General features: G+C 33.7%; 19 protein-coding genes and 1 pseudogene. 10 read left to right on the top strand and 10 right to left on the bottom strand.

The features are described 5' to 3' along the window. Positions 1–2,046, bottom strand: coding sequence for an HD family phosphohydrolase (locus ACFQ0R_RS11055; RefSeq protein WP_379658439.1), 2,046 nt, complete (start codon positions 2,044–2,046; stop codon positions 1–3). Between the two features lie 190 nt (positions 2,047–2,236). On the opposite strand from ACFQ0R_RS11055, the gene ACFQ0R_RS11050 reads away from it, so the two are divergent. Together ACFQ0R_RS11050 and ACFQ0R_RS11045 are read left to right on the top strand one after the other, a co-directional pair. Beyond that, complete coding sequence (locus tag ACFQ0R_RS11050) at positions 2,237–3,412, top strand: acetyl-CoA C-acyltransferase (protein ID WP_379658438.1); 1,176 nt, start codon at positions 2,237–2,239, stop codon at positions 3,410–3,412. A gap of 18 nt (positions 3,413–3,430) precedes the next feature. After that, positions 3,431–4,174, top strand: a complete 744-nt coding sequence (locus tag ACFQ0R_RS11045; RefSeq protein WP_379658437.1) for a C40 family peptidase — start codon at positions 3,431–3,433, stop codon at positions 4,172–4,174. Here the strand turns inward: ACFQ0R_RS11045 and ACFQ0R_RS11040 are convergent. Further along, a complete protein-coding gene (locus ACFQ0R_RS11040) occupies positions 4,171–7,899 on the bottom strand; it encodes a metallophosphoesterase (RefSeq protein WP_379658436.1) in 3,729 nt (1,242 codons plus the stop codon). The genes ACFQ0R_RS11045 and ACFQ0R_RS11040 overlap by 4 nt on opposite strands. Before the next feature lie 39 nt (positions 7,900–7,938). On the opposite strand from ACFQ0R_RS11040, the gene ACFQ0R_RS11035 reads away from it, so the two are divergent. From ACFQ0R_RS11035 to ACFQ0R_RS11025, 3 genes and pseudogenes are all read left to right on the top strand, one after another. Beyond that, positions 7,939–9,120, top strand: a complete 1,182-nt coding sequence (locus ACFQ0R_RS11035; RefSeq protein WP_379658435.1) for a Pycsar system effector family protein — start codon at positions 7,939–7,941, stop codon at positions 9,118–9,120. A gap of 37 nt (positions 9,121–9,157) precedes the next feature. Further along, positions 9,158–9,478: a DUF1523 family protein gene (locus tag ACFQ0R_RS11030; RefSeq protein WP_379658434.1), complete on the top strand. Its 321-nt coding sequence runs from the start codon at positions 9,158–9,160 to the stop codon at positions 9,476–9,478. Positions 9,479–9,804: 326 nt separating this feature from the next. Continuing rightward, positions 9,805–9,975, top strand: a pseudogene (locus tag ACFQ0R_RS11025) (outer membrane beta-barrel protein); the annotation flags it as partial. Positions 9,976–10,187: 212 nt separating this feature from the next. Here the strand turns inward: ACFQ0R_RS11025 and ACFQ0R_RS11020 are convergent. Further along, a complete protein-coding gene (locus ACFQ0R_RS11020) occupies positions 10,188–12,560 on the bottom strand; it encodes a GAF domain-containing protein (RefSeq protein WP_379658433.1) in 2,373 nt (790 codons plus the stop codon). A 147-nt stretch (positions 12,561–12,707) separates the two neighbouring features. Here ACFQ0R_RS11020 and ACFQ0R_RS11015 point away from each other — a divergent pair, with 147 nt between their 5' ends. Continuing rightward, entirely contained in the window at positions 12,708–13,814 is a 1,107-nt protein-coding gene (locus tag ACFQ0R_RS11015; RefSeq protein ID WP_379658432.1) for a redoxin domain-containing protein, read from the top strand. Between the two features lie 76 nt (positions 13,815–13,890). On the opposite strand, the gene ACFQ0R_RS11010 is transcribed toward ACFQ0R_RS11015, so the two are convergent. Continuing rightward, positions 13,891–15,186 carry an NAD(P)/FAD-dependent oxidoreductase gene (locus ACFQ0R_RS11010; protein ID WP_379658431.1) on the bottom strand — a complete coding sequence of 432 codons (1,296 nt, stop codon included), beginning with the start codon at positions 15,184–15,186 and terminating at the stop codon, positions 13,891–13,893. Between the two features lie 91 nt (positions 15,187–15,277). Between ACFQ0R_RS11010 and ACFQ0R_RS11005 the strand changes: the two genes are divergently transcribed. Together ACFQ0R_RS11005 and ACFQ0R_RS11000 are read left to right on the top strand one after the other, a co-directional pair. After that, complete coding sequence (locus ACFQ0R_RS11005; protein ID WP_379658430.1) at positions 15,278–15,772, top strand: RNA polymerase sigma factor; 495 nt, start codon at positions 15,278–15,280, stop codon at positions 15,770–15,772. A 2-nt stretch (positions 15,773–15,774) separates the two neighbouring features. Beyond that, the gene (locus tag ACFQ0R_RS11000; RefSeq protein ID WP_379658429.1) at positions 15,775–16,380 is read left to right on the top strand and encodes a hypothetical protein; all 606 of its coding nucleotides are present in this window, start codon (positions 15,775–15,777) and stop codon (positions 16,378–16,380) included. A 1-nt stretch (position 16,381) separates the two neighbouring features. On the opposite strand, the gene xerD is transcribed toward ACFQ0R_RS11000, so the two are convergent. Together xerD and bcp are read right to left on the bottom strand one after the other, a co-directional pair. Next, the gene (gene xerD, locus ACFQ0R_RS10995) at positions 16,382–17,278 is read right to left on the bottom strand and encodes a site-specific tyrosine recombinase XerD (RefSeq protein WP_379658428.1); all 897 of its coding nucleotides are present in this window, start codon (positions 17,276–17,278) and stop codon (positions 16,382–16,384) included. Positions 17,279–17,401: 123 nt separating this feature from the next. Next, positions 17,402–17,851, bottom strand: coding sequence for a thioredoxin-dependent thiol peroxidase (gene bcp / locus ACFQ0R_RS10990; RefSeq protein WP_379658427.1), 450 nt, complete (start codon positions 17,849–17,851; stop codon positions 17,402–17,404). 30 nt (positions 17,852–17,881) lie between these two features. On the opposite strand from bcp, the gene ACFQ0R_RS10985 reads away from it, so the two are divergent. After that, the gene (locus ACFQ0R_RS10985) at positions 17,882–18,550 is read left to right on the top strand and encodes an endonuclease III domain-containing protein (protein WP_379658426.1); all 669 of its coding nucleotides are present in this window, start codon (positions 17,882–17,884) and stop codon (positions 18,548–18,550) included. Between the two features lie 33 nt (positions 18,551–18,583). Here the strand turns inward: ACFQ0R_RS10985 and ACFQ0R_RS10980 are convergent, their stop codons facing one another. Beyond that, the gene (locus ACFQ0R_RS10980) at positions 18,584–18,733 is read right to left on the bottom strand and encodes a hypothetical protein (protein ID WP_379658425.1); all 150 of its coding nucleotides are present in this window, start codon (positions 18,731–18,733) and stop codon (positions 18,584–18,586) included. A 55-nt stretch (positions 18,734–18,788) separates the two neighbouring features. Further along, positions 18,789–19,376 (bottom strand): RNA polymerase sigma factor, encoded by a 588-nt coding sequence (locus ACFQ0R_RS10975; RefSeq protein WP_379658424.1) that lies wholly within the window; start codon positions 19,374–19,376, stop codon positions 18,789–18,791. Between the two features lie 214 nt (positions 19,377–19,590). Between ACFQ0R_RS10975 and uvrA the strand changes: the two genes are divergently transcribed. After that, positions 19,591–22,383: an excinuclease ABC subunit UvrA gene (uvrA, locus tag ACFQ0R_RS10970; protein WP_379658423.1), complete on the top strand. Its 2,793-nt coding sequence runs from the start codon at positions 19,591–19,593 to the stop codon at positions 22,381–22,383. Positions 22,384–22,493: 110 nt separating this feature from the next. Here uvrA and ACFQ0R_RS10965 read toward each other — a convergent pair whose 3' ends face one another. After that, complete coding sequence (locus ACFQ0R_RS10965; RefSeq protein WP_379658422.1) at positions 22,494–23,960, bottom strand: oligosaccharide flippase family protein; 1,467 nt, start codon at positions 23,958–23,960, stop codon at positions 22,494–22,496. A 5-nt stretch (positions 23,961–23,965) separates the two neighbouring features. Then, positions 23,966–25,237 (bottom strand): glycosyl transferase family 1, encoded by a 1,272-nt coding sequence (locus tag ACFQ0R_RS10960; RefSeq protein WP_379658421.1) that lies wholly within the window; start codon positions 25,235–25,237, stop codon positions 23,966–23,968. Between the last annotated feature and the right edge of the window lie 3 nt (positions 25,238–25,240).

Below are 25,240 nucleotides of genomic sequence, written 5' to 3'. Positions count from 1 at the left end.
TTAATCTGGATATTCGATTCTAAGGTGATATATATTATTCAATTTAGCTTTCAAAATCTTTTTGATAGATTGAATTTCTTTGAAAGTAATATTCGCATTAATAAATTGATCTTCTTGAATTTGCTTATTTATAATTTTTTCAACAAAATCATCAATTAACTGAGTGTTAGGTTCCTTAAGCGATTTACTAGCTGCTTCTACAGAATCGCACATCATAAGAATCGCAGTTTCTTTACTAAAAGGTATTGGGCCTGGATATCTAAAGTCCTTCTTATCTGTGTCCTCTCCTTCATCCTCTTCTTTCTGTTTTGCATAGAAATAATAAACTGTGGTAGTCCCATGATGAGTCCTTATAAAATCTATTATTCTGTCTGGAAGATTTCTTCGTTTAGCAATTTCAATCCCTTCGAGTCTGTGATTAATAATCACTTCAGCACTTTCTCTCGGTGATAATTCATCATGTGGAGATACCGATGTTGTTTGATTTTCAGTAAAATAAATAGGATTTTTCATTTTACCAATATCATGGTACAAAGCTCCAACTCGTATAAGTAATGAATTAGCTCCTATTTCATTGGCAGCCGCTTCTGCAAGATTAGCCACATTCAATGAATGGTGAAAAGTACCGGGTGCAACATTTGCAAGCTCTTTCAATAATTTTGAATTGGTATCCGATAGCTCTAAAAGTGAAAGGTCAGAAATAAGTCCAAAAATCTTTTCGTATGCATAAATAAGAGGTTGAACAAATAGTAAACCTACACCACTTAATAGGAAATAGATGAAATTATTATAATTGATTTCTGCGATACTCCCCTCTTTGATCATATTGAAAGCGAAGTAAGCAAAAATGTATACTAAAGTAATCTGAACGACAGATATAAATAGATTTGCTCTTTTGTACAATTCTGAAACTGTCAAAATAGTAACTATCCCTGCTATAATTTGTAAAAACATATACTCAAAACTGTCAGGCACGATAAGACCAAGTATCAAGACAGTAATCATGTGTGTAAATAAGCCAAGTCGAGCATCAAAGAAAGCTTTGAGCGTTAATGGTAAAATACATAATGGAACTACATAGATGTAATCTTTATCAAGCCTTAGAACCAAAAGCGTCAGAAATACTAAAAACAGAATATTAAAAAATATAAAAGAAATCTTGTTGTTGTTATCATAAATATCTGGACGGTATTGTCTTATAAATAATAATAGCATCAATAATGAAAGCCCAACAAGACAAGTATAACCTGTAATAACAACCACATAAGCAGAAGACTTTAAACTTTGGGACTCATATTCATACTTAAGAGAATTCAACATTCTCAACTTCTCTCCCTCTATAATTTCTCCTTTAGCAATTATTTTACTGCCTTTTGTAACTCTACCTCTAGTATAGGATATCTGGTCAAATTTTGATTGAATTTGCTTTTGATTGAGTTCTTCATCATACTCTACATTAACTTCTAAAACCTCAAAAAATATCTCTAGTAGTTGATTTTTAAATTTAGATAAGTTAGACTCTTCAATGTTAGATATGAGATAAGGCTTAAGGTCCTCTTGAGTGAGTAAGTCTTTATATAAAACTTCCTCAACTTGTTTATTCTTAATAAGGAATACTATAGAGTAATTATTTTCCTCGCTATCTTGAATTCGTATCCCGTTTTGATACACTTCGTCAATAGTTTTAGATATAAAATCAGCAATTTTTGGAACGGCATTTACAAGCGAATCTTGTGTAGGATCAAGTTCTTCTTGCCAATTGTTCTTAACTTCCTGGGCAGTAGAAACATTATATTTAAAATAAGGTATGTGTGTTTTTTTAATTCTTGACTTCTCTGCAGCGATCTCTTCGTCAGATTTAAGAATAGCAAAATCAAAAGGAGCGTAAAGGTTTTCATATTGCCATGGCTTTCCTTTTATGATCTCATATTTGAATTGACCACCAGTAGGGAAAAAATATACTATAAGGAATACACTAATAGCTAAAAGAAAAAACTTAAAGATTATAGATTGGTTTCTGTATAGATTATCTAATAGGTTCTTCATATCTAAAGGTTGCTCAAAAATATAAAATTAAACGGTGCAAGTCTCTATCTGCATTTAATAGTTTTGGGGATAATGAATTCAAGATGAAAAACTATCTGTGTCATCACAAAAATTATTTAACGTGCAGTTTAAACTAATACGATTGAGTTTAAATTCTTAAATTCGCTCAAACAAAAAAAATTTCAAATTTATGTCTAAAGATATCGTAATAGTAAGTGCTGCAAGAACACCTATCGGTAGTTTTCTTGGAAGCTTAGCTTCAGTTCCTGCTACTAAGTTAGGAGAAATAGCTATAAAAGGAGCACTTTCAAAAATCAATCTAAAACCAGAGCTTGTCGACGAAGTCCTTATGGGAAATGTTGTACAAGCTAATAATGGTCAAGCACCAGCGAGACAGGCAGCCATGGGTGCTGGAATTCCAGACACTGTACCATGTACCACAATAAACAAGGTCTGCGCTAGCGGAATGAAAGCTGTGTCGCAAGCTGCACAAGCTATTGCTCTTGGTGATGCTGAAATTATTGTTGCTGGAGGCATGGAAAACATGAGTATGATTCCTCATTACCTTCACTTAAGAAATGGTCAGAAATTTGGGCCAGCTCAAATGGTTGATGGTTTACAACGCGATGGTCTAGTTGATGCTTATGATAATAATGCAATGGGAGTTTGTGCAGATCTTTGTGCTACAGATCATGACATTTCCAGAGAAGAACAAGACGAATTTGCTAGAGAATCCTATAGAAGAAGTGCAGCAGCATGGAAAGAGGGAAAATTTGATGATGAAGTAGTTCCTGTCGAAATTCCTCAACGTCGTGGTGAACCAGTTATCATGAAAGAAGATGAAGAGTTTAAAAACATCAAGCTTGATAAAATAAGCAAGCTCAGACCTGCTTTTAGTAAAGATGGTACTGCAACTGCAGCCAATTCTTCTACTATAAATGATGGTGCTGGCGCTGTTGTCTTGATGACTAGAGAAAAAGCTGAAGAACTTGGTCTTGAAGTCCTAGCAACGATAAAAAGTTATGCTGATGCTGCTCAAGAACCAGAACGCTTCACGACTGCCCCTGCTAAAGCTTTACCTATTGCTCTTAAAAAAGCTAATGTAACTAAAGAAGATATTGAGTATTTTGAATTTAATGAAGCTTTTTCTGTTGTTGGGATTGCAAATACAAAACTTTTAGGTTTAGACAGTAAGAAGGTCAACGTGAATGGTGGTGCTGTTTCTCTTGGTCACCCACTAGGCTGTTCTGGTGTGAGAATTATCATTACACTCATAAATATCATGAAACAAAATAATGCAAAACTTGGCGCTGCAGCTATCTGTAACGGAGGTGGTGGTGCTTCTGCTATGATTTTAGAACGCTAATTTTTTTATTCTATCAAGATGCTATACGGAATTTGTCCACTAAGTGTTGTTCCTGTGAGAGCAGAAGCTAGCGACGCTTCAGAAATGGTTACTCAATTACTTTATGGAGATCATTTTGAAATTATCGAAACACAACCCAAATGGGTCAAAATTCGTATAGCTTTTGATGGTTACGAAGGCTGGCTTGACGAAAAACAGGCTTCTGAGATTAATGAAAAAAATTTTAAAGACCTAACAAATAGAAATGATTATTCTACAGATTTGTTGAGCTTAATGACTACAGCCACAGGTCAGTTAATGCCTGTTTGTATTGGGTCTTCTATTCATTCTTCAGGATTATTAAAGCATCAATTTGACGGTGCAATCAATAAATATTATACTAAAGATCATTTAGTGGAAACTGCCATGCTTTATCTCAATTCTCCGTACTTATGGGGTGGAAAATCTCCATTTGGGATAGATTGCAGTGGGTTTTCTCAAATGGTGTACAAAATAAGTGGCATCCATTTATATAGAGATGCTTATGAACAGGCCAAGCAAGGTCAGCCTCTATCTTTTATTGAAGAAAGTGAGCCGGGAGACCTTGCTTTTTTTGATAATGAGGAAGGAAGAATCATCCACGTAGGAATTATGATGAAGGATAATTACATCATTCACGCCCATGGACAAGTTCGAATTGATAGGATAGACCATTCTGGCATTTTCAATGTAGAAAGTGGTCGTTATTCTCATAACTTGAGAGTCATAAAGAAAATTGTTTAGAACTTTGCTCCAAAGCCGAAAGAAAACCAAAATCCATCATCACTATTAAAGAAGTTGAAAGTGCCTGTGAATAAGTCGGCACCATTTATCCAAAAACCTATTCCATAATCATTTTTCCAGTTATTGGATTCTGGCACATTTGACCATACTCTTCCAACATCAAAGCCTCCAAACACTCCAAACTGTAAAGGAATCACTCTTGTTTTGACAGGATCAAAGCTATATCTCAAATCTATATTACCAACATAACTTTCTCTACCTATAAATCTATCTCTCCTATAACCTCTAAGTCCGTTTCTTGCTCCTAAAATAGCACCTTGGTAAAATTCATAATCATCATTAAATATAAGTTGAGAAGTAGCTTTGGTTCTAAGCACCCATTTCTTGTCTTTTGAAATTGAATTGTAAAATTCTAAATGTGGATTTAGAAAAACAAAATGCTGATCAGCATCTGAAGTGTTGATTGTTCCCCCAAGTTCAACTTTGAAATCCATACCACGTCTAGGATTTAGCTCATCATCAAAACTGTAGTATTGATAAGAACTTTGATAAGATACAAAGTTTTTAGAATCAAAGAACGTTGGGTTATTGCTTAGTAGCTCATCTCCAATCAAGTCAATGAAGCGTCCTTCTGTTCTTTCTACTTTATAATTCTGAAATGAAAATTTATTTTCAAAAATACTACCGTATTTGGATGCTCTGCGAAGACCTAGTTCAAACCCTAATTTTCTAATCTTTACTCTATTGAAATTTTTTATCACATCATTATCTAGATACTCAGAACTATTTCCAAAGCCAAAAAAGTTTCTAGCAAAATTTGGGCTTGTATATTCCAGAGAAGTGAAAAGGTTGTGATTGCCTAAAACATTTGCGAACTCACCTTCGTAACCAAGATCAAAACCACCTGTTGCTGTATACAAACCACCTTTTATCTTATGTCTGTAAGTAAAAGGGTTCAGCTGAAATCCATTATAGGTATATGAAGTTTGAATCCCAAAAAGTAAACCGTCATCTGGATTGAAACCAACACGAGGTAATAAAGAGGTTGAATAATTTACACTTCTGTCTTTGTCAAAAGTATTAATTGCATAATCATCAGTTCTAACAACTCTTCCTCCATCTTTAAATTCAACAGAATTTTCTAGTGACTTATGATCATAAACTCTTACTTTTTTTCCTGATTTAATGTAATAAGAATCATCGTCATGACCACCTATTAATCTAACCTTTAATTCAGTTGGATAATCCCCACTAACATTAAATGTATCTTCATCGTCTAGTCCATAAATCCATAGTTCTTTAGTAATTGATTCTGAAAACACCTTATCTACAAAAGTGTATTCACGTTCTCCCTTAATATCACGGGAAATGCGAACATGTGTTTTACCGTTTTCTTGTCTTAAAACATCTATGAAATCATCTTTATCTGTAGCAATTAACACTGAAATTTCATTCAGAATTTTATGATATTCATCCGCAAATTTATTTAGGTTTTTCAACCTTCCTTTGAATGTGGCGATTAATCGTGCTGTTTTTTCTTTTTCGATTTCTTCTGGCAGGTTTTGAAAAGCTTTTAGTATGACTTCATCAGTCAAATGTTCTTGGATATATCTGGCTTCCTTCAGCCAATCTTTCTCAGTCGCATTTCTTATGATCATCCTGTCTAACTTGAGACCAGAATTATTAAACCATCTCAAGTTTTCGATATCCTCTTCATAAGGATGATAAATTTTCGGAAAAGAACTTACAGTTCTTAAAACATCAAAAAAACCACCATCAAAGTTTGAGAAAACTTGATCTCTATCCCTTGGAACAGGTCTGAAAAATCTATCCCCATTTTCATCTTCAAACTCAGACCATCGCCACTGGTCTTCATGCCTATCCCAATCTCCGAGAAGCATATCAAGCAGTCGTGCTCTTAGGTAATTTGATTCATCTAGTTTGTATTTTTCATCTCTACGCAAACGCTCAATCATTCCCGAAGTACTCACAATATCATGATTTGGATTACCGAAGACACCTTCAGTCCCTACCCAGTTTTCTTCTGGACGCTCTTCTATCATATAAATTTCGCCACCATGAACTTGATTGAATTTACCAAGCCCTTTTTGCTTAGGAATATAAACCAATTTTGGGTTGGTATGATAGACACCAATAGCTTCTGATAAATCTGGTACGACCAGATAACCAAAAGGATGCGCAGATGTGAGAAAATCTAGAATCAATTCTTCAACTACTGTGTCATCGAATTCGTCCAATAAATTCTTGTTGGAATAAATGGTCTGTTGCAGTAATCGGATTGGATTCTTCTTAATCTGTCTGATGTTATATTGCCTACCCAAACTATCTTGTAATCTCAGCGAATTAGTCTGCATTCCTCCACCTTGTCGCATTGGCTGAAGTCCGCCAAATGCCGTATCTATATCCAAAACAGGAACTGTAATATCACGGGTGTACAAATCGCGGTAATGTTCTCCCCAGACACTTTCATAAAAACCTGTCCTATCAGACTCAAATTCATCATAGATAGAGGTCGTGAATGTTGAGGGCAATTCCTCAGTAAGTTGGTCTATATCAAAAGTTTTTCCTCTCTTATAAATCTCTTTTTGAAAAACAAGCTTTGGTTCATTTTCATCTGCTGAATAGAACTGAACCCATGAAGAGCCATCATCAAACACATCAAATACGGCAAATCCATATCCAGGATAGGCAAATTCTCCATCGCTTCCTAACTTAGCATAAGACTTTTTGGAACCAGAACCAGATACAATTTGCTTGATTAAATCATGTTCGATATATTGTAAACTGTGCTCGTGACCCGAAGCAAAAACCACTCTATTCCAACGACTGGCTATAGCTGTAATCTTATCTACCATCGACTGGTATTGGTTATTCTGAGTATCCTGAACTGAAACACCTCCCGAAACTCGAATTAAATTGGCCAAACTTGCTAAACCAGGCAAAGGAATTTTCCTTTGAGAAGGAAATAAATGTTTTGAAAACTCATAAGTTCCACCATGAACACCGTTGGTATAAAGCGGGTGATGTAGTGTGACCAGAGTAGTTTTGTTTTGATTTTTTTTCAGCTCAGTTTCAAACTCTTCGTAGAATTGGTCTAAAGTTTTTATATCGTCACAATTTCTGTTGATGAGTGGGTTTTTATCCCAATTGGCAAGAATCCACTGAGAATCCAATATAATAAGATGTACATCATCTGAAATATCCACGGATGACAATCCACATCCAGGTGTTGGCAACCAGGGTTTGTCCTGTTTCGTCAAGACTTTCTTGATTTGTTTTTCTTGATTTTCTAAAGACTGTATACCTTCAGAATACCAATCGTGATTTCCTGGAATAAAATGGACGTCACCTTCAAAAAATGTAAGATTGGAAGTTTGTCGGTCTATAATATCTTTAGCTTGATCACGGTTATCCTCTCCCTTACTTGGAAGACCTGCTGGATATATATTATCACCTAGAATTATAACCTTATCATTTTTGGTATCCAGAGATTCTGCAAAAGATTTAAAGGCCAAAATACCTGGAGGCGCATCTTCGAGTTTCTCATAACCAGTATCACCAATCAAATAGAAACGTTGAGAAATATTTTTGTCAGTAGGGTAAGACGTTGATTGAAATTTTTCTAAATTTTTATATTTAACTTCGTATGTTGCACATGCACTAAGCATAAAGCTAAATACGATGAGTACTAATTTGTTTTTCATTTAAACTAATTTAATTGGTAGTCGATAAAATTCTAGAAAATGACAAATCTCATTTCAAAAACTGAATCGTTTGTTCTTCAATTGTTCAAAGATAAGTTATCTAATATATATGTATATCACAATTTCAATCACACAAAGAGGGTTGTTGAAAGTGCAAAATACCTTGCAGAACAAAAAAATCTGAATAAAGAAGACGAACTCATACTTCTTCTCTCTGCATGGCTACATGATACAGGCTATACAGTTTCTGAAAATCAACATGAAAAAGAGAGTAAACGGATAGCAAAAGAATTCCTTGAGGGAATTAATGTTTCTCAAGATATAATCAGGTCAGTAGAAAAAACGATTGATGTCACCCAGGTAGGAAATCCTCCGAATACTGAAGTTGAGAAAATCATAAAAGATGCTGATTACTCACACTTTGCTAAAGATAATTTCAAAGAAGTAAGCGAACTCTTAAGACAAGAATTAAGTTTACGTGGGCAGGATTACAGTGCAGATGAATGGATGAATTTAAATATTGAGCTGCTTTCATTCAGACATCAATATTACACAGATTACGCAGTTAAAAACTGGAGTTCTCTTAAACAAGCAAACCTCATCAATCTTATTGAAGACAAGGAAAAAAAGAAACAAAAAAAAGAAAAGGAAAAATTAAAAGCAAAATACAAAGCACAATATAAAACTGAAAATCCTGAAAGAAGTATTCAAACTCTCTTCCGAGTAACTTTAAGAAACCATCTCAAATTAAGTGATATTGCAGATACCAAAGCCAACATTTTACTGTCGGTCAATGCTATTATCATATCTTTAGCTTTAGCCAATATTATTCCTAAGCTCGATAACCCCAGCAATGAACACCTAATGATTCCTACCTTAGTTTTGATTTGTTTTAGTGTTGCAGCTATCATACTTTCTATTTTATCCACAAGACCTAATGTGACTTCTGGTGAGTTTACCAAAGAGCAGGTTAAAAGCAGGGATGTGAATATTCTATTTTTTGGAAATTTTCACAAAATGAGTTTTGAAAATTATTTGTGGGGAGTTAAAGAAATCATGAAAGATAAAGATTATGTATATGAAGCTTTAGTCAAAGACCTTTACTTTTTGGGTAAAGTTTTAGAAAGGAAATATCGCCTTCTAAGACTGACCTATACCATATTTATGGCAGGTATCATTATCTCGGTCATTAGCTTTTTTATTGCCTTTTATATGATTTAAAGCAACTAAATTTTAATATTGTTACAAAAACTTATTCATGAAAAAAATAATCTTAGTTATTATACTGATTCTCATTTTTGGTTATCCTGTAAGTTATTACTTAAGTTCTGAAACAATCGAAACCAGAGTAAGTGATAAGGAAAGAATTACTACAGGCACTGGTGAGGATATGATAAGTAAATTTTTAGTTTACGGTGAAGATGAGGTTTTTGAAAACACTGATAGCTGGCTCTATTTTAAATTTGATAGTGCTGATGTTCAAAACGAAATAGAACTTGGAAAAATCAATAAAATAAAAGTAGCAGGCTGGAGAGTCCCTTTCTTTTCATGGTACAGAAACGTTATCAGCGTTGAATAAGTTCTTATCAATTTACAGCAACCTTAATTTCATGAATAAGCTGTTTCTACTTATATAAATTCTTTTGTTAAGCAAATTTTACTATTCCCGAGATAACATCTCTTTTGGTGTAAAAGCTGGAGTCAACTTTTGCGCATGCAAATGGAGAAGCTTCAGATTCTAGACGAGAATATGACGAAGGTAGGACTGCTTTTCATACTGGAATCGTTTCAGAAATAACACTCGGTGAGAAATTTTTAATACAAACTGATCTGCATTATTCTAAAGTTGCTGTCAGTTAATTTAATGACGATAGATCTTAAAACGGTTCGAGAGTTAATTCTGAATTAAACTTAGATTATATCACTCTTCCTATTCTTGCTAAATATTCTGTATCCAAAGGGCTTAATTTGGAAATTGGACCGCAAATTGGCTACATTCTAAAATCTGAAAGAGAAATGGAAACGTTAACTTCAGGAAATATGTTTCCGCAAACTTTAGTTATTGATAAAACGTAAACATCAAAGAGGATATAAAACAACTTTGATTTTGGAATGGCTCTTGGAACTACCTACAAATTAAATAACGGATTTTTATTTCAAGCTAGATAGTTTTAAGCTCAATTGAAGTTTTCGAAAAAAAATCGCTTGACTTCTACTGATTTAAGGAATGCAATTGTGCAACTATCTCTTGGTTATAAGTTTGAGATGGATCTAATTCAGAAAAAAAATCATTCATCCAAAGATTCAATCAAATTCTCATAAGTAATTCCTTTTTCTGGAGTGGTCCTGTTATGGTATAAAATTCCAACACGAATAGCTTTTAGACCAGAAACGCCTTGTAAATCTTCTACATTGAGAATTTCCACCTCTTCATTGAGATACTTTTTTCTTTGTAAATAAGTGATATACTTCAAATACTCGTCTTGAGTTTCTTTGTGAGAATAGATAATGGTTAATTTTCCCTTGCTGGTAACTCTTTCTTCTGAGTTCTTTACAAAAGCTTTATCGATTCTCTTTTTTACAATTTCATATCTAGCATTGTAGGAGCCATCTACATCAAAGTGCTTTTCATCCATTCTGTAGTGAATCGTAAGTGTGTTATTGAAAGCTAAAATAAGAGATCTTGAACTTAACTTGAAATTCTTAGTTTCCTGAATTTCATAAAATCGATTTTCCATCTCACACATTACGGTAATTTGCCATAACCTCAGATTTTGTAAAACAACTTCAGTAAAGTTTAGTTCTTTCACTATAGATTGACCTATATACATATTATGCTCTACTCCATCTGTCTTGTAGCGATCAAAATAATGTGGAAATAGCTTCTGAGCTTCAACTTGTTTTAAATCTATAAAACTTGCCATACAGGAGTTTACTCTGGATACAGTTTCATCAAACTCATCTCTATTTTTATGAAAAGCCTTATTTCCAGGCTTAATTTTTTCGAGATAATTATCAACCATAGATATACAAGCAGGTACATTGCTTCTAATATGCTTCAGAACAGGAAGAACATCTTCTCTCAATAATTTTTCTGTCTTCTCTTCTGTTGAAGCTGAGATTCCTTCAGATAAATAAGAAAGTGAATCTGTGATTCTATATCCTAACTGTTCATATACAGGAAGAGGCTGAATTTCAAAGGCAGAATTTACAACATCAAGGACTTTGTTGAGCTGATATATTAGATCATTTTGGATGGCAAAATTTCTTTGTGTAGATGAATCTGCTATATCAATTTGTCCAAAAAGAGGATAAACATCATGAAAATAAATCTCTTTCAATTCATTATTTGTAGTAGTCTCATATAATAATTTTTCTGCCTCTTCTTCAAACTTCCATTCTACACTTGGATGTATAGATGTATACTCACTTTGTATAATCGCTTTAATTCTATTTTGCTTCTCTTGCTCGTAATTCTCAACTGTTTCTGCTATGTAAGGTACAATATCGTCGAGCTTTGTTGCATTAATATTATTTAAGTCATTTTTAGAAAAACTTACCAGTTCAAGGATTGCAAGAAGTTTATCGTTTTTACTCACGGGTGCAAGAATAACAGACTGAATTCCTTTTGATTTTAAGTTAATGGCAAATTTATTATCAGGATTTTTTTCAGCATAAGAATCTACGTCTGTAATACTGAAGTACTTGTGTTGATCAACAATCGCTTTGTATGCACCATGACAAAAAGCCTCACGACAACCGTTATCTGATATAGAATCTAAGATAAAACTTTCAATAAAACTTGAATGACTGTGCTTAAAGGTTTCTGTTGCTTCATTAAATAATGCAAATCCAAATTCTAGTTTTGGCAATCTGAAAATAGATTTCAAAATACTAGCCATTTTTAATGAAATGGCTCTAGAATCCGACAAAATATTATTATTAAGTAAAAGTGTTTTAATTTCTGAAATACTGTTGTCTGCAGTAACATCTGTAAGATTTAAAATGGCGAAACCCTTAAAAATCCATGAATTTGGCGGAAATTTTTCTTTCCAAAAATCAATATCATTGTGCCTATTCAGAAGTTCATCAACATCTTCATCTGTGATTTGAAGAGCTTTTTCTGTAGGGATCAACTCAACGAAATCAGCATTTACAAATAATCTATAATTTCTTAGGTTTCCATCAGCATCAGGAACGTCATAATATTCTGGCCTAAAAAAGTCAATATTATAATTGTAGTAAGTGTTCAAAATTATAATGCATGCAAGGATATAATCTTTTTCAATGTTGAAATTTCTGGGTAGAAACTCAAAACCATCATATGGTACTGCATTCAATATAGACTCGAAGCGCTTTGTTTTTCTAAACATTTTATTTCGAAAAGGAACCGTCGCAACTTTGATTTCATTATGAGTCAAGATATCAGGAAAAAGATCATCTAGCAATATTTTAATTTGATTCTCGTAAGGGTTCAAATTCTCATAATCTTCAATCCCCTCAAAAAGCTCAGGGTAAGATTCAGAATAATCTAGTATGCCCTGAATATATTTTTTTGATATAGGATTACTTTCTTTTTGTAATCGCTTTTGGAAATTGTCACGAATTTTTTGAAAGCTTAACTTTATCTGAAAAGGGTAAATATCTTTATAACGATCCATAACTAAATATAAGGAATACAATACTATCTATAAAATGAAGACTGAACTTTTTACTTAAGATAGATTTATCATCTCTAGCTAATTTCTTCTGAAGTTGAAGCCAAACTCTGGTAGAGTATGTTATTTTTGCAATTAAAATCATTTAAAATGAAAATATTTTTCAGTCTTTCTTTACTAGTACTTTTAGCAAGTTGTAATTCTTCAGACCCTAAGCTTGAAGCAACAATTGAAGATGTTCCAGATGGGACCAATGTTTATCTTACCCATCTCGGTCCGCAAAACATTCCTGTTCCTTTAGATACAACTCAAGTTCAAAATGATTCTTTTGAATTTGAATTGAAAGGATCAAAGCAAGATATAAACCTCATTCAAATAGATGGTGTCAACGGTAACTTAATTTTTATCAAGGATGCTGAGAATATTAAAGTTGAAGCTAACAAAGCAAATTTGAGAGATTCTAAAATAACAGGAGGAAAACATAATCAACTTCTTGAAGATTATCTCAACTTAATTATGAGTAATGTTGAAGAAAGAAATCAATTAATAAACAAACGCAAAGAAGCAATGAATAGAGGTGATGAGGTTGCTATTCTTGATTTAGAATTAGATATGAAGACAAATCAAGAAGCCATCAAACAAGGCTCATTAGAATTCATAAAAAACAGCAATAATTCTATAGTTGGTATGATGGCTTTATCAGATATGATGAACTCCCAAGCAGCCCCTCTAAATAAGATGAAATCTCTTTATAACAACTTTGATGATGAGGTTAAAGATACACCCCTTGGAAAAATGCTTGGTCAAAATATTGCTAAAATAGGAGCTACAGATATTGGCGCTGAAGCACCAATGTTTTCTGGGCCAACACCGCAAGGAGAAGAATTATCATTGGAAGATGCTATGGGCAAAGTAACTCTTATTGACTTTTGGGCTTCTTGGTGCAGACCATGTAGAGTAGAAAATCCAAACATTGTAAGTATTTATAATGATTATAAAGATCGTGGATTTACTGTTGTTGGTGTTTCTCTAGACAAGCCCAATAGTAAAGATGCGTGGATCAAAGCCATAGAAGATGACAACCTTGAGTGGAATCATATATCAAATTTAAAATATTGGCAAGAACCAATTGCTCAAAAATATGGAGTAAAAGCTATTCCTGCTGCTTTTCTAATTGATGAAAATGGTATAATTATAGGAAAAGATTTAAGAGGCGACGATTTAAGAAAAAAAGTAGAAGAAGTCTTAGGTAACTAAAGGTTAATCGGAAATTTCAAACAAAAACGGACAATTCATTTTTGGATTGTTCGTTTTTTATTTGTTTAAAATTATTTTAATCTGGTGACTTTTCCTTGTTAGCTTTAAAAGGTCTCACGATAAGTCTAGCGGCTCTATCGTAATTAATATAACTATAAGTCCAGTTAAAAAAAGTTACTATTCTATTTCTGAAGCCTACTAGAAACCATAAATGAACAAACATCCACACAAACCAAGCAAAAGCTCCACCAAATTTAACATTATCTAGATCTACTACAGCTTTGTTTCTGCCAACAGTCGCCATAGTTCCTTTATCTAAATATTCAAAAGGTAAGAGTTTTTGTTTGTTTATAGTTCTTAATAGATTTTTGGCCAAATGCTTACCTTGTTGTATCGCTGGTTGTGCAACCATCGGGTGTCCTTTAGGGAACTCTTCACTTGTCATTAAAGCAATGTCTCCTATAGCAAATATATTTTCGTAACCCTCTATCTGATTAAAGGTGTTAACATTATAGCGATTAGCTTTATCGATTAAAGCTTCATTCTTGAGACCATCTATAGCAGCTCCAGTAACTCCTGCACTCCATATAAAAGTTTCGGTGTTGAATGATAAATCTTCATTATTGGTCTTTACTATATTATCCTCATAAGAATCCACAAAAGTGTTTAGATGAATTTCTACACCGAGTTCCTCAAGATATTTTTGAGCATTTGCAGAAGACTCGTCACTCATTGGGGGGAGAACTTTATCCAATCCTTCTATGAGATGGATATGAATCTCTTCTGGGTCAATATCTTGATAATCCTTAGGAATTACATTTCTTCTCAATTCTGCCAAAGCGCCACTTAGCTCAACACCTGTTGGTCCGGCACCCGCGATAACAAAATTCAGAAGTGACTTTCTTCTTTCTGGATCTTTAGCTATAGTTGCTTCCTCAAAATTTTCCAAAATTAAACTCCTCAAGTTCAATGCTTGAGGTACAGTTTTCATCCAAATAGCATTCTCTTCAACACTTTTATTTCCGAAAAAATTTGTTTTGGAACCTGTTGCAATGACAAGATAATCATAGGTGATTTCGCCAATATTTGTCTCTACAACTCTTTTTTTATCATATATATTTTTTACCTCAGCCATCCTGAAATAAGCGTTATTATTCCTTTTAAGTATTTTACGGATGGGATAAGCGATAGAATCTGGCTCAAGTCCGGATGTAGACACTTGATATAACAACGGTTGAAAAGTATGGTAGTTTCTTTTATCTAACATAACTACTTGAAAAGGTTTCTTCTCAAGTTTTCTTGCTAAACTTACACCTCCAAAACCTCCACCTATAATGACAACTCTTGGTAATTCTGAGATCGGTACATTCATTTTACTAATTTATGCCTTAATTCAATTAATTTGGTGTCAAATATGTAACTTTTGATAATTTTAACGACAAATGAGTTAGACTTTGTAAGTTTTGAATAGAGCATTAGAAAAAAAATTTATCAACCTTTTAGAGGAACATCAAAACATTGCTCATAAAATTTGTAGGATGTATACCTATGATGCAGATGCTCACAAAGATCTTTTCCAAGAAATAACCATTCAACTTTGGAAAGCTTATCCGAAATTTAGATCAGAGTCAAAGTTTAGCACTTGGATGTACCGTGTAGCCTTAAACACAGCTATCACTTTATATCGAAAGAAGAAAAGAGGAGTCCAAACAATGCCTTGGGAGAATTTTGATTTCAAAATCTCTGCTGAAGGTTACGATAGTACTTTGGATGACAACTTGAAACTTATGTACTCTGCTATAAAAGAACTTAATGATATTGATAAAGCCTTAGTCCTACTCTACCTAGAAGACAAGCCGTACACAGAAATTTCTGAAACTTTAGGAATTTCAGAAGTAAATGCAAGAGTAAAAATGAATAGAGTAAAGACTAAACTAAAAAAGATTTTGAATCCTTAATTATGGATGAGTTAGACCTTATTAAAAAAGATTGGCAAAAAAGGAATGAAGATTTGCCTAAATATACAAAAGATGAACTTATGCCTATGTTGCATAAAAAATCATCTTCCAGTGTGAAATGGATATTTATCATAAGCATTATAGAATTTGTATTCTGGCTGGCTATAGATGTTTTGGTCTCTTCAGAAGAGTATATGGACTCAATAGAAAATCAAGCCTTTCTATGGTTTTTAAAAGTGACCACAGTTATCAATTATATTGTCCTCTTTGGTTTCATCTACTTGTTTTGCAGAAATTATCTTCGTATAAGAGTAACAGACTCCGCTAAAAAACTGATGCGACGAATAATCAAAACCAGGGAAGCTGTTAAATATTATGTGCGCTATAATATTGTACTTTTCATCGTTATCTTTATCATTAGCGGTGGCAGAGCAATATTATTGCAAACCACTTTCAATACCCTTGAGTTTTGGATAGTTGCAGGAATCATGATTTTCATACTCCTCATTATCATTGGCTTCTTAATTCTTTTTTACAAAGTACTTTACGGTATTTTAACCAAAAGACTTTACAGAAATTATAAGATTTTAACCAAAATGGAGGTCTAAATCAAGCTCTTGGATGAAACTTTTCCAAAACAGACCTTAAGTGAGTTTTGTCTAAATGCATATAAATCTCAGTAGTTGTGATGCTTTCATGACCCAGCATTTGTTGGATAACTCTTAAGTTGGCTCCATTTTCCAAAAGATGAGTAGCAAAAGAATGTCTAAAGGTATGCGGACTAATATTCTTCTGAATATGTGACTCTTTGGCTAATTGCTTCACGATAGTAAAAATCATTGCTCTAGTTAATTGAGCGCCACGTCTGTTTAAAAATAGTATATCAGTATATTCAGATTTGACATCCTGGTGAATTCTGTCTTTGCCCTTATAAATATTAATGAATTTCTGAGTATAAGAATTAATAGGAACCAAACGCTCTTTATTTCCTTTACCCGTCACTTTTACAAAGCCTTCCTCAAAATAAAGATCTGAAATTTTTAGATTTATAAGCTCACTTACTCTTAAACCACAACCGTAAAGCGTTTCTATGATTGCTTTATTGCGCTGGCCTTGGGGATGAGATAAATCAATTACACCAATAAGTTGATCGATCTCTTCGGTAGAAAGTGTATCTGGTAATTTTCTTCCCAAACGTGGTGATTCAATAAGTTCTAATGGGTTGGTTTTTCTATAATCCTCAAAAATGAGATAATCAAAAAAACTTTTTAATCCTGAAATCAACCTAGCCTGAGATCTTTCATTCAGAAGTTTTGAAATTGTATAGATAAAACTTTGAATATCTTCTTCAGCAATATCGCTAGGAGAAATATTCTGATCAAATTCTGAAAGGTAATTAGTCAATTTTAAAATGTCTAACCGATAGTTTTGTATTGTATTATCGGCTAGACCCCTCTCTATTTTAAGATAATATGTAAAATCCTGAATTGCTTGCTCCCATTTCATCAAACCAAATTACATTAATTCTTGAGTAAATCAACTACATCAAGGTAAGTCTAAAAATATTCAAAGAAAATTACTTTAGAATTCTAAGATAACAGGTCAGGCAATTAAATTCTCAATGATGGATTAAAGAATTTGTTCGGCGTGAGCTTTAGTTTTTACTTTTGAAATAACTTCTTCTATTTTACCATCTCCATCAATAATAAAAGTTGTTCTGTGAATTCCGTCATATTCTTTTCCCATAAATTTCTTTGGCCCCCAAACACCAAAAGCTTCTATCACTTCTTTGTCTTCATCTGCAAGTAATGGAAATGGAAGTTCATATTTATTTTTAAAGTTTTGCTGACGTTTTGCCGAATCTGCACTTACACCAAGAATTTCATAGCCTTTTTCTTGAAACATTTCCCAGTTATCTCTTAAGTTACAAGCCTCGGCAGTACAACCTGGCGTGCTCGCTTTTGGATAAAAGAAAACAACTAGTTTTTTTCCTTCATAATCCTTTAGTGTATGTACGTTTCCATCTTGGTCTTTAGCTTCAAAATTTGGAGCCTTATCTCCAGCTTTTAGTGTTGTCATAATTCTTATTTTTGTTTAAAAGTACAGTAAATGAAAAAATCTGAAAAAGTAGATTTCGTTATAAATACGTTAAAGGAAATATACCCCACAATCCCAGTACCCTTAGAGCATAAAGATCCTTACACTTTGCTAATTGCTGTTTTGCTTTCGGCTCAAAGTACAGACGTAAAAGTGAATCAAATCACTCCTTTACTTTTTGAAAAAGCAGATAATCCATGGGATATGATAAAAATGAATCCAGATCAAATACGAGAAATCATTAAGCCCGTGGGGTTATCTCCCATGAAATCGAAAGGAATATATGGACTTTCACAAATTCTCATAGAAAAATATAATGGTAAAGTCCCAAATGATATGAAGGCCTTGGAAGAATTTCCAGCAGTTGGTCATAAAACAGCATCCGTAGTTTTGGCACAAGCATTTGGAGTTCCTACATTTCCAGTAGATACGCACATCCATAGATTGATGTACCGCTGGAACCTGAGCAATGGAAAAAATGTGCAGCAAACTGAAAAAGATGCTAAACGACTATTTCCCAAGGAGGTTTGGAATGACTTGCATTTACAAATCATTTGGTATGGAAGACAATATTCACCAGCTAGAGGGTGGGAACTGGATAAAGACATCATTACCAAAACTATTGGAAGAAAATCGGTAATAGAGGCTTACCACAAAAAACAGGCTTCCAAATCGAAATAGGAAAGCCTGTTTAATTTTTTAATTAATAATTACTTAATTCTGAATGCTGTCGAACTGTAATTTTTTATACCGAACAACAGTCAAAGCTTTAGAAAAATCTAAAATAGCTTTAATGGTTTTAGCTGAAGGCTTTAATGGTTTTGAAGTTGAATTAGAAACTTCATTTGTGTAAATTTTCGCCATAAATCTTGATTTAATTTACAACGAAAACGGAATTAAAATAGAATTATTGTATTTACTAATTTGTCAAAACCACCTGATGCTTTTCAATTATCTTTCTCAAATTAATTAAAGCATATCTCATTCTCCCTAATGCAGTATTGATACTGACATCTGTCTTGAGGGCTATTTCTTTGAAGCTCATTTCTTTAAAAATTCGCATTTCCAGGACTTCAAGTTGATCTTGAGGTAATTCTTTTATGAGTTCGTGGAGGTCTGTATCTATTTGGTCTTTTATGATTTGTCTTTCAGCATTCATGTCACCATCAGTCATGAAATCCAAAATATCAAAATCTCCTTTACCTTCAAATTTTGGCATTCTATTGCTCTTTCTGAAATGATCAATAACCAAATTGTGAGCAATTCTCATAACCCAAGGCAGAAACTTTCCTTCTTCGTTATACTTTCCACGCTTCAGTGTGCGTATAACTTTTATGAAAGTATCTTGAAAAATATCTTCCGCAAGGTCTTTGTCATAAACCTTAGAAAATATAAAACCAAATATTTTTTGCTGATGTCTATTGATTAAAATCGAAAGTGACTTTTCATCACCTGCTATGTATTGCTTTACCAAAAAGGCTTCGGAAGAGATTGAAGTTCTATTCATAAATCTTTTACTTAAATAAAACCGACTGTAAGTAGCGGCTTTTGTTATTAAATCATTTTAAGTAAAAGTGTTGTATAGGCTTCTTTTTATATGGCTAATATATAAATATAAGTTTATCATCTACATCTCGTTAATAATTTTAACATATTATGAATCAGTGTATAACCTAAAAATAGATAGACAAATCTTTATATTTGCGGCATTCCACACATTTATGAAACAAAAAGATTTAGATAAAGTAGACCCCAAAGAATTCATCATTATTAAGGGAGCAAAACTCCATAATTTAAAAAATATTGATGTTGTCATCCCTAGAAATAAACTTGTTGTCATCACTGGCCTTTCGGGCTCTGGAAAATCGAGCCTAGCTTTCGATACACTCTATGCCGAAGGTCAAAGACGCTATGTTGAAAGTCTTTCTGCATATGCAAGACAATTTCTTGGTCGTCTTGATAAGCCAAAAGTGGATTACATAAAAGGTATTGCACCAGCAATCGCCATTGAGCAAAAAGTAAATTCCACCAATCCACGTTCAACTGTTGGCACTTCGACCGAAATTTATGATTATTTAAAATTGCTCTATGCGAGAATTGGTAAAACCATATCTCCCATTTCTGGTAAGGAAGTCAAAAAACATACAGTAACCGATGTTGTTGATTTTATCAAGTCACAGGAAGAAAACAAAAAACTACTTCTCCTGTCACCTATTACCTTAGAAAACGAACGTACTGTTGAAGAGAAGATTAAGATACTTCAGCAGCAAGGCTTTAGTAGAATCAAAGTAGACGACAAAGTTCTAAAAATCAGTGAAGCTCAAGAACAAAAAATTTCCAAAAAAAGCAAGCTTTCCATTGTTGTTGACAGAATTGTGGTAAAAAATGATGAGGATTTCTACAACCGCTTAGCAGACTCTATTCAGAATGCTTTTTTTGAAGGAAAAGGTGAACTCAACATTGAAGATATTTCTAATAACAAAATCACCAATTTCAATAATAAATTTGAATTGGATGGCATACTATTTACTGAGCCAAATGTACATCTTTTCAGTTTCAATAATCCCTTAGGAGCTTGTCCAAAATGTGAAGGTTATGGTGATATTGTAGATATTGATGAAGCTTTAGTGATTCCTAATACTGGACTTAGTGTTTATGAAGGTGCTATCGCTCCCTGGAATGGTGATACTTTAGGCTGGTATAAAAAGGAATTTATAAAACACGCCCACAATTTCGACTTTCCTGTTCACACGCCTTACTTTGAATTGACAGAAGGTCAAAAAAACATCATTTGGAATGGCAATCAATATGTCACCGGTGTTAACGAATTCTTCGAAACAGTGAAATCTAAAGCTTATAAAATTCAGAATAGAGTTTTATTATCCAGATATCGTGGCAGAACACGCTGCCCTGAATGTAAGGGTAGGAGATTGAAAAAGGAGTCGACTTACGTGAAAATAAATGATATTGACATTACTCAACTGGTGGACTTACCCATCGATGAAGTCAGTGAGTTTTTTAAAGATCTAAAACTCAACAAACACGATGAAAAAATTGGGAAGCGTTTATTAAAAGAAGTCAATAGCAGACTTAAGTTTTTGATGGATGTAGGCTTAACTTATCTTACTTTAAATAGGAAATCCAATACACTTTCTGGTGGTGAGTCACAACGAATCAATTTGGCGACTTCACTGGGAAGCAGCTTAGTCGGCTCGATGTATATTTTGGACGAACCTTCCATTGGCCTACATTCTAAGGATAACGAAAGACTTATTGAAGTTTTGAAAGACCTTAGAGATCTCGGCAACACAGTCATTGTTGTGGAGCATGATGAAGGCATTATGAAAGCTGCAGATTACATCATCGATATTGGCCCTGAAGCTGGAACTAATGGTGGCGATCTAGTAGCCGAAGGAACTTATAAACAAATTTTAAAGGCAAATTCGCTCACTTCACAGTACCTAAACGGTAAAATGGAGATTGAAGTTCCTAAGAAAAGGCGAACCTCCAAATCTTATGTTGAACTGAAAGGCGCTCGCGAGCATAATCTTAAAAATATTTCAGTAAAAGTTCCTCTCGATTGCTTTGTTGCCATTACTGGAGTCTCTGGAAGTGGCAAAAGTACCTTGGTGAAAAAGATATTGTACCCTGCTATGATCAAACAAAATGGCGGCTATGGAACCAAAGCTGGTCAATTTGATGGCATTGATGGAAATTTTAAACATATTAAGCATATAGAATATGTAGATCAAAATCCAATTGGCAGATCTTCAAGATCCAATCCAGTCACTTATATTAAAGCTTATGACGATATCCGAAATTTATTTGCCAAACAAAAGCTTTCTAAAATCAGGAATTTCAAGCCAAAACACTTTAGTTTTAATGTGGAAGGAGGACGTTGCGATACTTGCGAAGGTGAAGGTGAGGTGACTATCGAAATGCAATTTATGGCTGATGTTCATCTGGAATGCGAGGCTTGTAACGGAAAACGTTTTAAGCAGCAGGTTTTGGATGTTGAATTTGAAGGTAAAAATATAGATGATATTCTTTCTATGACCATCGATGATGCTATGGAATTCTTTTCTTCCCACAACGAAACTAAAATCTCTAATAAACTTGAGGCTTTACAAAGCGTTGGTCTTGGTTATGTCACTTTAGGTCAGAGTTCCTCCACACTTTCTGGCGGTGAAGCTCAACGTATCAAATTAGCTTCCTTCTTAACAAAAGGAAAAAATGCTGATAAAACTTTATTCATTTTTGATGAACCCACTACTGGACTTCATTTTCATGACATCAGTAAATTATTAAAATCTTTTGAAGCTTTGATAGAAAATGGCCATAGTGTGATTGTGATTGAACATAATATTGACCTCATCAAATGTGCAGATCATGTGATTGATTTAGGACCTGGAGGTGGAATAAATGGCGGAAAAATAGTTGCTGAAGGTACTCCTGAAAAAGTGTCTAAAGTGCAAGCTTCATTTACAGGACAATTTTTAAATTCTAAAGTTTGATGCTGTAATTAATTGGAAATTATAGCGACTAAATCATTTAATGTTTGTTTTAATTATTTGTTGTAACAGTATTTTGATTCAACAATTGGAGAACTTCTTGGCTGTAAAAGCTAAGGAGTTCTCTTATGAATGACTTTTAAATATAAATTCGTAAGGTCTTTAGATAAACTTCCTTTCAAACTTACAATGAAATAGATAGCACTAATAATTACTGATTTAAATACTATATTAAGCAGAGCAAAATCAGTAGAGAAATCCCAGAAATAGAAACTAAAGGTCAAGACTGAAATCATCAAAAAGATAAAGAAACTCTTTTTATTCAATGGATGAATTCCAAAAGTGATTCTTACAAAGACGAGTTTAAAGATGTTGTAAGCCAAAAATGAAATGAATGTGGCGTAAGCTGCTCCATAAATCCCATGCATAGGTATCAACCAAAGGTTCAATAAAAAAGCAAAGCCAACCAAAATAACACCAGCGACAAGAACTGTCTTATAATATTTTGAATTAAAGATTATACTGTTGTTGTTACCCAAAATATTATCACTCAGTTTCACCAAACTGATCAAAAAAACAATACTCACTCCTATTCTATATTCTTCTGGAATAATTTCATATAACTGATTGACATTGGTAACTATAAGTGTAAACACAAATCCACTTATCACAAAAAGTGTATTGGAACTTCTTATATAAAGATCCTTAAGCAAGTTTTTTTCTCCGTGATTAAGGTATTTGGCCGTAATAGGATTTGTTATTTGATGCATTGCTTTGGAAGGCACAGCAATGACTGTAGCAATATAAATAGCTATCCCGTAAATCGATACGTTTTCTATGGGCATAAAGTATTCTATCATGACTTTATCCAGGTCAAACAGAGCAACAGCGACAGTTCCTGCTATAAAGATGAGTAGAGAGTAATTGAGTAAATCCTTCAATCTAGATGGCAGTTGAAAGCTAAATCGCGGAGTATAAAGCTTTATCGCATAACCCAACATCACCAATGTTCTTAAGATAAATACTCCAATAAGAAGATAAATAAACAGGTGAACACTAATAAATTCAGCATAAAGAAAAATAAGCAAAACTGTAATGGCTAATCTGTGAAAAAGCTCACGCATAATTGTGCCAAAAACGCTCTTGTATTGCACTTTTGCCCAAGCGAAAAAAACTTCGAAATAAGCTGTAGTCATAGCTATAACAAAGATCCCCCAAATATAAGGCTGCACCAGATCATTTTCTCCTTCGAAATAATGCAGCAATGCATCGTAGAATATATAGCCTACGATTCCTATGAAGAGTCCTAGCAATAGAGGTAAAACTAAAGCAAAGTTGAGCATCTTATCAGTCTCTAGTTTGGATGTGTAGCTGGTGTAAAATTTAACAATCGTATTATGAACGCCAAGCGCCATAAATGGCCAGAATAAATTTCCTGCAGAAAGCAGAAATGTCACCAGACCGTAATACTCTGGGGTGAGAAATTTTGGATATAAAAACAAAACATTGAGCGCGCCAATTCCAAATCCTAAGTAGGTAGAAATAAGGTTTTTTAAGGATTGCTTGGCAACGATTCCCATGGAAATTACTTAATAAGTTGAATTAATTTTTTGGTCAAATTCTTGCGACTATAAGCTTCTATATTTCTGGTATTGGCTTTTAATTTTCCGCTTAAGAAAGCATTGAAAGACTTATCTATATATGACTTTAAGCGAGTTTTTTCATCGTAGGTAAAGCAGTCTCCAGAACTGGTTTCAGATATAATTTTTCCAACATCCCAACCCTCAGGTCCTATGGCTAAAATGGGGCGTTTGGAAGACAAATACTCAAAAAGCTTACCCGGTATAATTCCACGAGTTTCAGGCTTATCAATTTCAATAAGCAGGAGCATTTGTGAACTTCTCTGGCTTTCTACAGCATCTTTATGATTGAGATAACCAACCACGCTAACAAATTTTTTAAGGCCAGCTTCATAAGCAGATTCCAAAACACTTTCACTGATTTTACCAATAAATTTTAGTTCAAAAAAATCTTTAAAAACTAGATTTTCTTCAATCAATTCTGACAAGACTTCCCATAAGACTTTTGGGTTTCTGTCATTGAGTAAAGAACCAATGTGAGAAATCGTAAAATTTTCACTTAATTCAGCATCCACCGAAATTTCCTCATATCCATTTGTAATGACATCGATAGGCGTTTTAGTTTTTTGTTCAAATTCAGCTTTGGTTTGAAAACTAGTAACGACAAGTTGATCTGCTGAATTTAATACGTCATTCTCTAAAGCAAGATGCTTTTGCTTAGACTTTTCGGTAAGCTTTAAAGCTGAGTGGTAACCTATTGTCGTCCAGGGATCTCTAAAATCTGCAATCCAATGAAGTTCAGGGTGAATTTCCTTCAGGCCCATACCTATAAGATGTAAGCTATGTGGAGGGCCTGTAGTGATGATGGTTTCAATTTCATTGTTTTGTATGTAATCTTTCAAAAATGAAACTGAAGGCTTCACCCATAATACTCTAGCATCAGGTATAAAAACATTTCCTCTTATATAAAGCATCAATCGCTCTTTCCAGGATTGCTTTTTCTTAGATTTGATGATACCGCTGCTGATGGTTTTGGAATCTGATTTTGAAAATAATTCTGCAAATGCATAAGGTTCAAAAATAGACTTTTCAATCACTTTCACCTCAGGGCTTGCATCCAGAGAATTATCGGAAATAGGGTAACTTGGATTTTCTGGCTTATATACAATTGGCTGAAAACCAAATTCAGGCAGATGCTTAGAAAATTGGAGCCAGCGTTGTACTCCGGGACCTCCGGCTGGTGGCCAGTAATAAGTAATTATTAAAACTTTTTTCATCTT

The organism is Psychroflexus salinarum, from assembly GCF_042677225.1.
In the GTDB taxonomy this organism is placed as follows: domain Bacteria; phylum Bacteroidota; class Bacteroidia; order Flavobacteriales; family Flavobacteriaceae; genus Psychroflexus; species Psychroflexus salinarum.
This window is presented reverse-complemented; position numbering and strand designations above follow the sequence as displayed.

What these genes read in the sequence shown, in the direction of transcription:
- ACFQ0R_RS11020 (WP_379658433.1), bottom strand. Translation starts at nt 12,560, where the DNA reads ATGGATCGTTATAAAGATATTTACCCTTTTCAGATAAAGTTAAGCTTT.
- ACFQ0R_RS10975 (WP_379658424.1), bottom strand. Translation starts at nt 19,376, where the DNA reads ATGAATAGAACTTCAATCTCTTCCGAAGCCTTTTTGGTAAAGCAATAC.
- ACFQ0R_RS11010 (WP_379658431.1), bottom strand. Translation starts at nt 15,186, where the DNA reads ATGAATGTACCGATCTCAGAATTACCAAGAGTTGTCATTATAGGTGGA.
- ACFQ0R_RS11055 (WP_379658439.1), bottom strand. Translation starts at nt 2,046, where the DNA reads ATGAAGAACCTATTAGATAATCTATACAGAAACCAATCTATAATCTTT.
- ACFQ0R_RS10985 (WP_379658426.1), top strand. Translation starts at nt 17,882, where the DNA reads ATGAAAAAATCTGAAAAAGTAGATTTCGTTATAAATACGTTAAAGGAA.
- ACFQ0R_RS11040 (WP_379658436.1), bottom strand. Translation starts at nt 7,899, where the DNA reads ATGAAAAACAAATTAGTACTCATCGTATTTAGCTTTATGCTTAGTGCA.
- bcp (WP_379658427.1), bottom strand. Translation starts at nt 17,851, where the DNA reads ATGACAACACTAAAAGCTGGAGATAAGGCTCCAAATTTTGAAGCTAAA.
- ACFQ0R_RS11050 (WP_379658438.1), top strand. Translation starts at nt 2,237, where the DNA reads ATGTCTAAAGATATCGTAATAGTAAGTGCTGCAAGAACACCTATCGGT.
- xerD (WP_379658428.1), bottom strand. Translation starts at nt 17,278, where the DNA reads ATGAAATGGGAGCAAGCAATTCAGGATTTTACATATTATCTTAAAATA.
- uvrA (WP_379658423.1), top strand. Translation starts at nt 19,591, where the DNA reads ATGAAACAAAAAGATTTAGATAAAGTAGACCCCAAAGAATTCATCATT.
- ACFQ0R_RS10965 (WP_379658422.1), bottom strand. Translation starts at nt 23,960, where the DNA reads ATGGGAATCGTTGCCAAGCAATCCTTAAAAAACCTTATTTCTACCTAC.
- ACFQ0R_RS10980 (WP_379658425.1), bottom strand. Translation starts at nt 18,733, where the DNA reads ATGGCGAAAATTTACACAAATGAAGTTTCTAATTCAACTTCAAAACCA.
- ACFQ0R_RS11030 (WP_379658434.1), top strand. Translation starts at nt 9,158, where the DNA reads ATGAAAAAAATAATCTTAGTTATTATACTGATTCTCATTTTTGGTTAT.
- ACFQ0R_RS11015 (WP_379658432.1), top strand. Translation starts at nt 12,708, where the DNA reads ATGAAAATATTTTTCAGTCTTTCTTTACTAGTACTTTTAGCAAGTTGT.
- ACFQ0R_RS10960 (WP_379658421.1), bottom strand. Translation starts at nt 25,237, where the DNA reads ATGAAAAAAGTTTTAATAATTACTTATTACTGGCCACCAGCCGGAGGT.
- ACFQ0R_RS11000 (WP_379658429.1), top strand. Translation starts at nt 15,775, where the DNA reads ATGGATGAGTTAGACCTTATTAAAAAAGATTGGCAAAAAAGGAATGAA.
- ACFQ0R_RS11035 (WP_379658435.1), top strand. Translation starts at nt 7,939, where the DNA reads ATGACAAATCTCATTTCAAAAACTGAATCGTTTGTTCTTCAATTGTTC.
- ACFQ0R_RS11045 (WP_379658437.1), top strand. Translation starts at nt 3,431, where the DNA reads ATGCTATACGGAATTTGTCCACTAAGTGTTGTTCCTGTGAGAGCAGAA.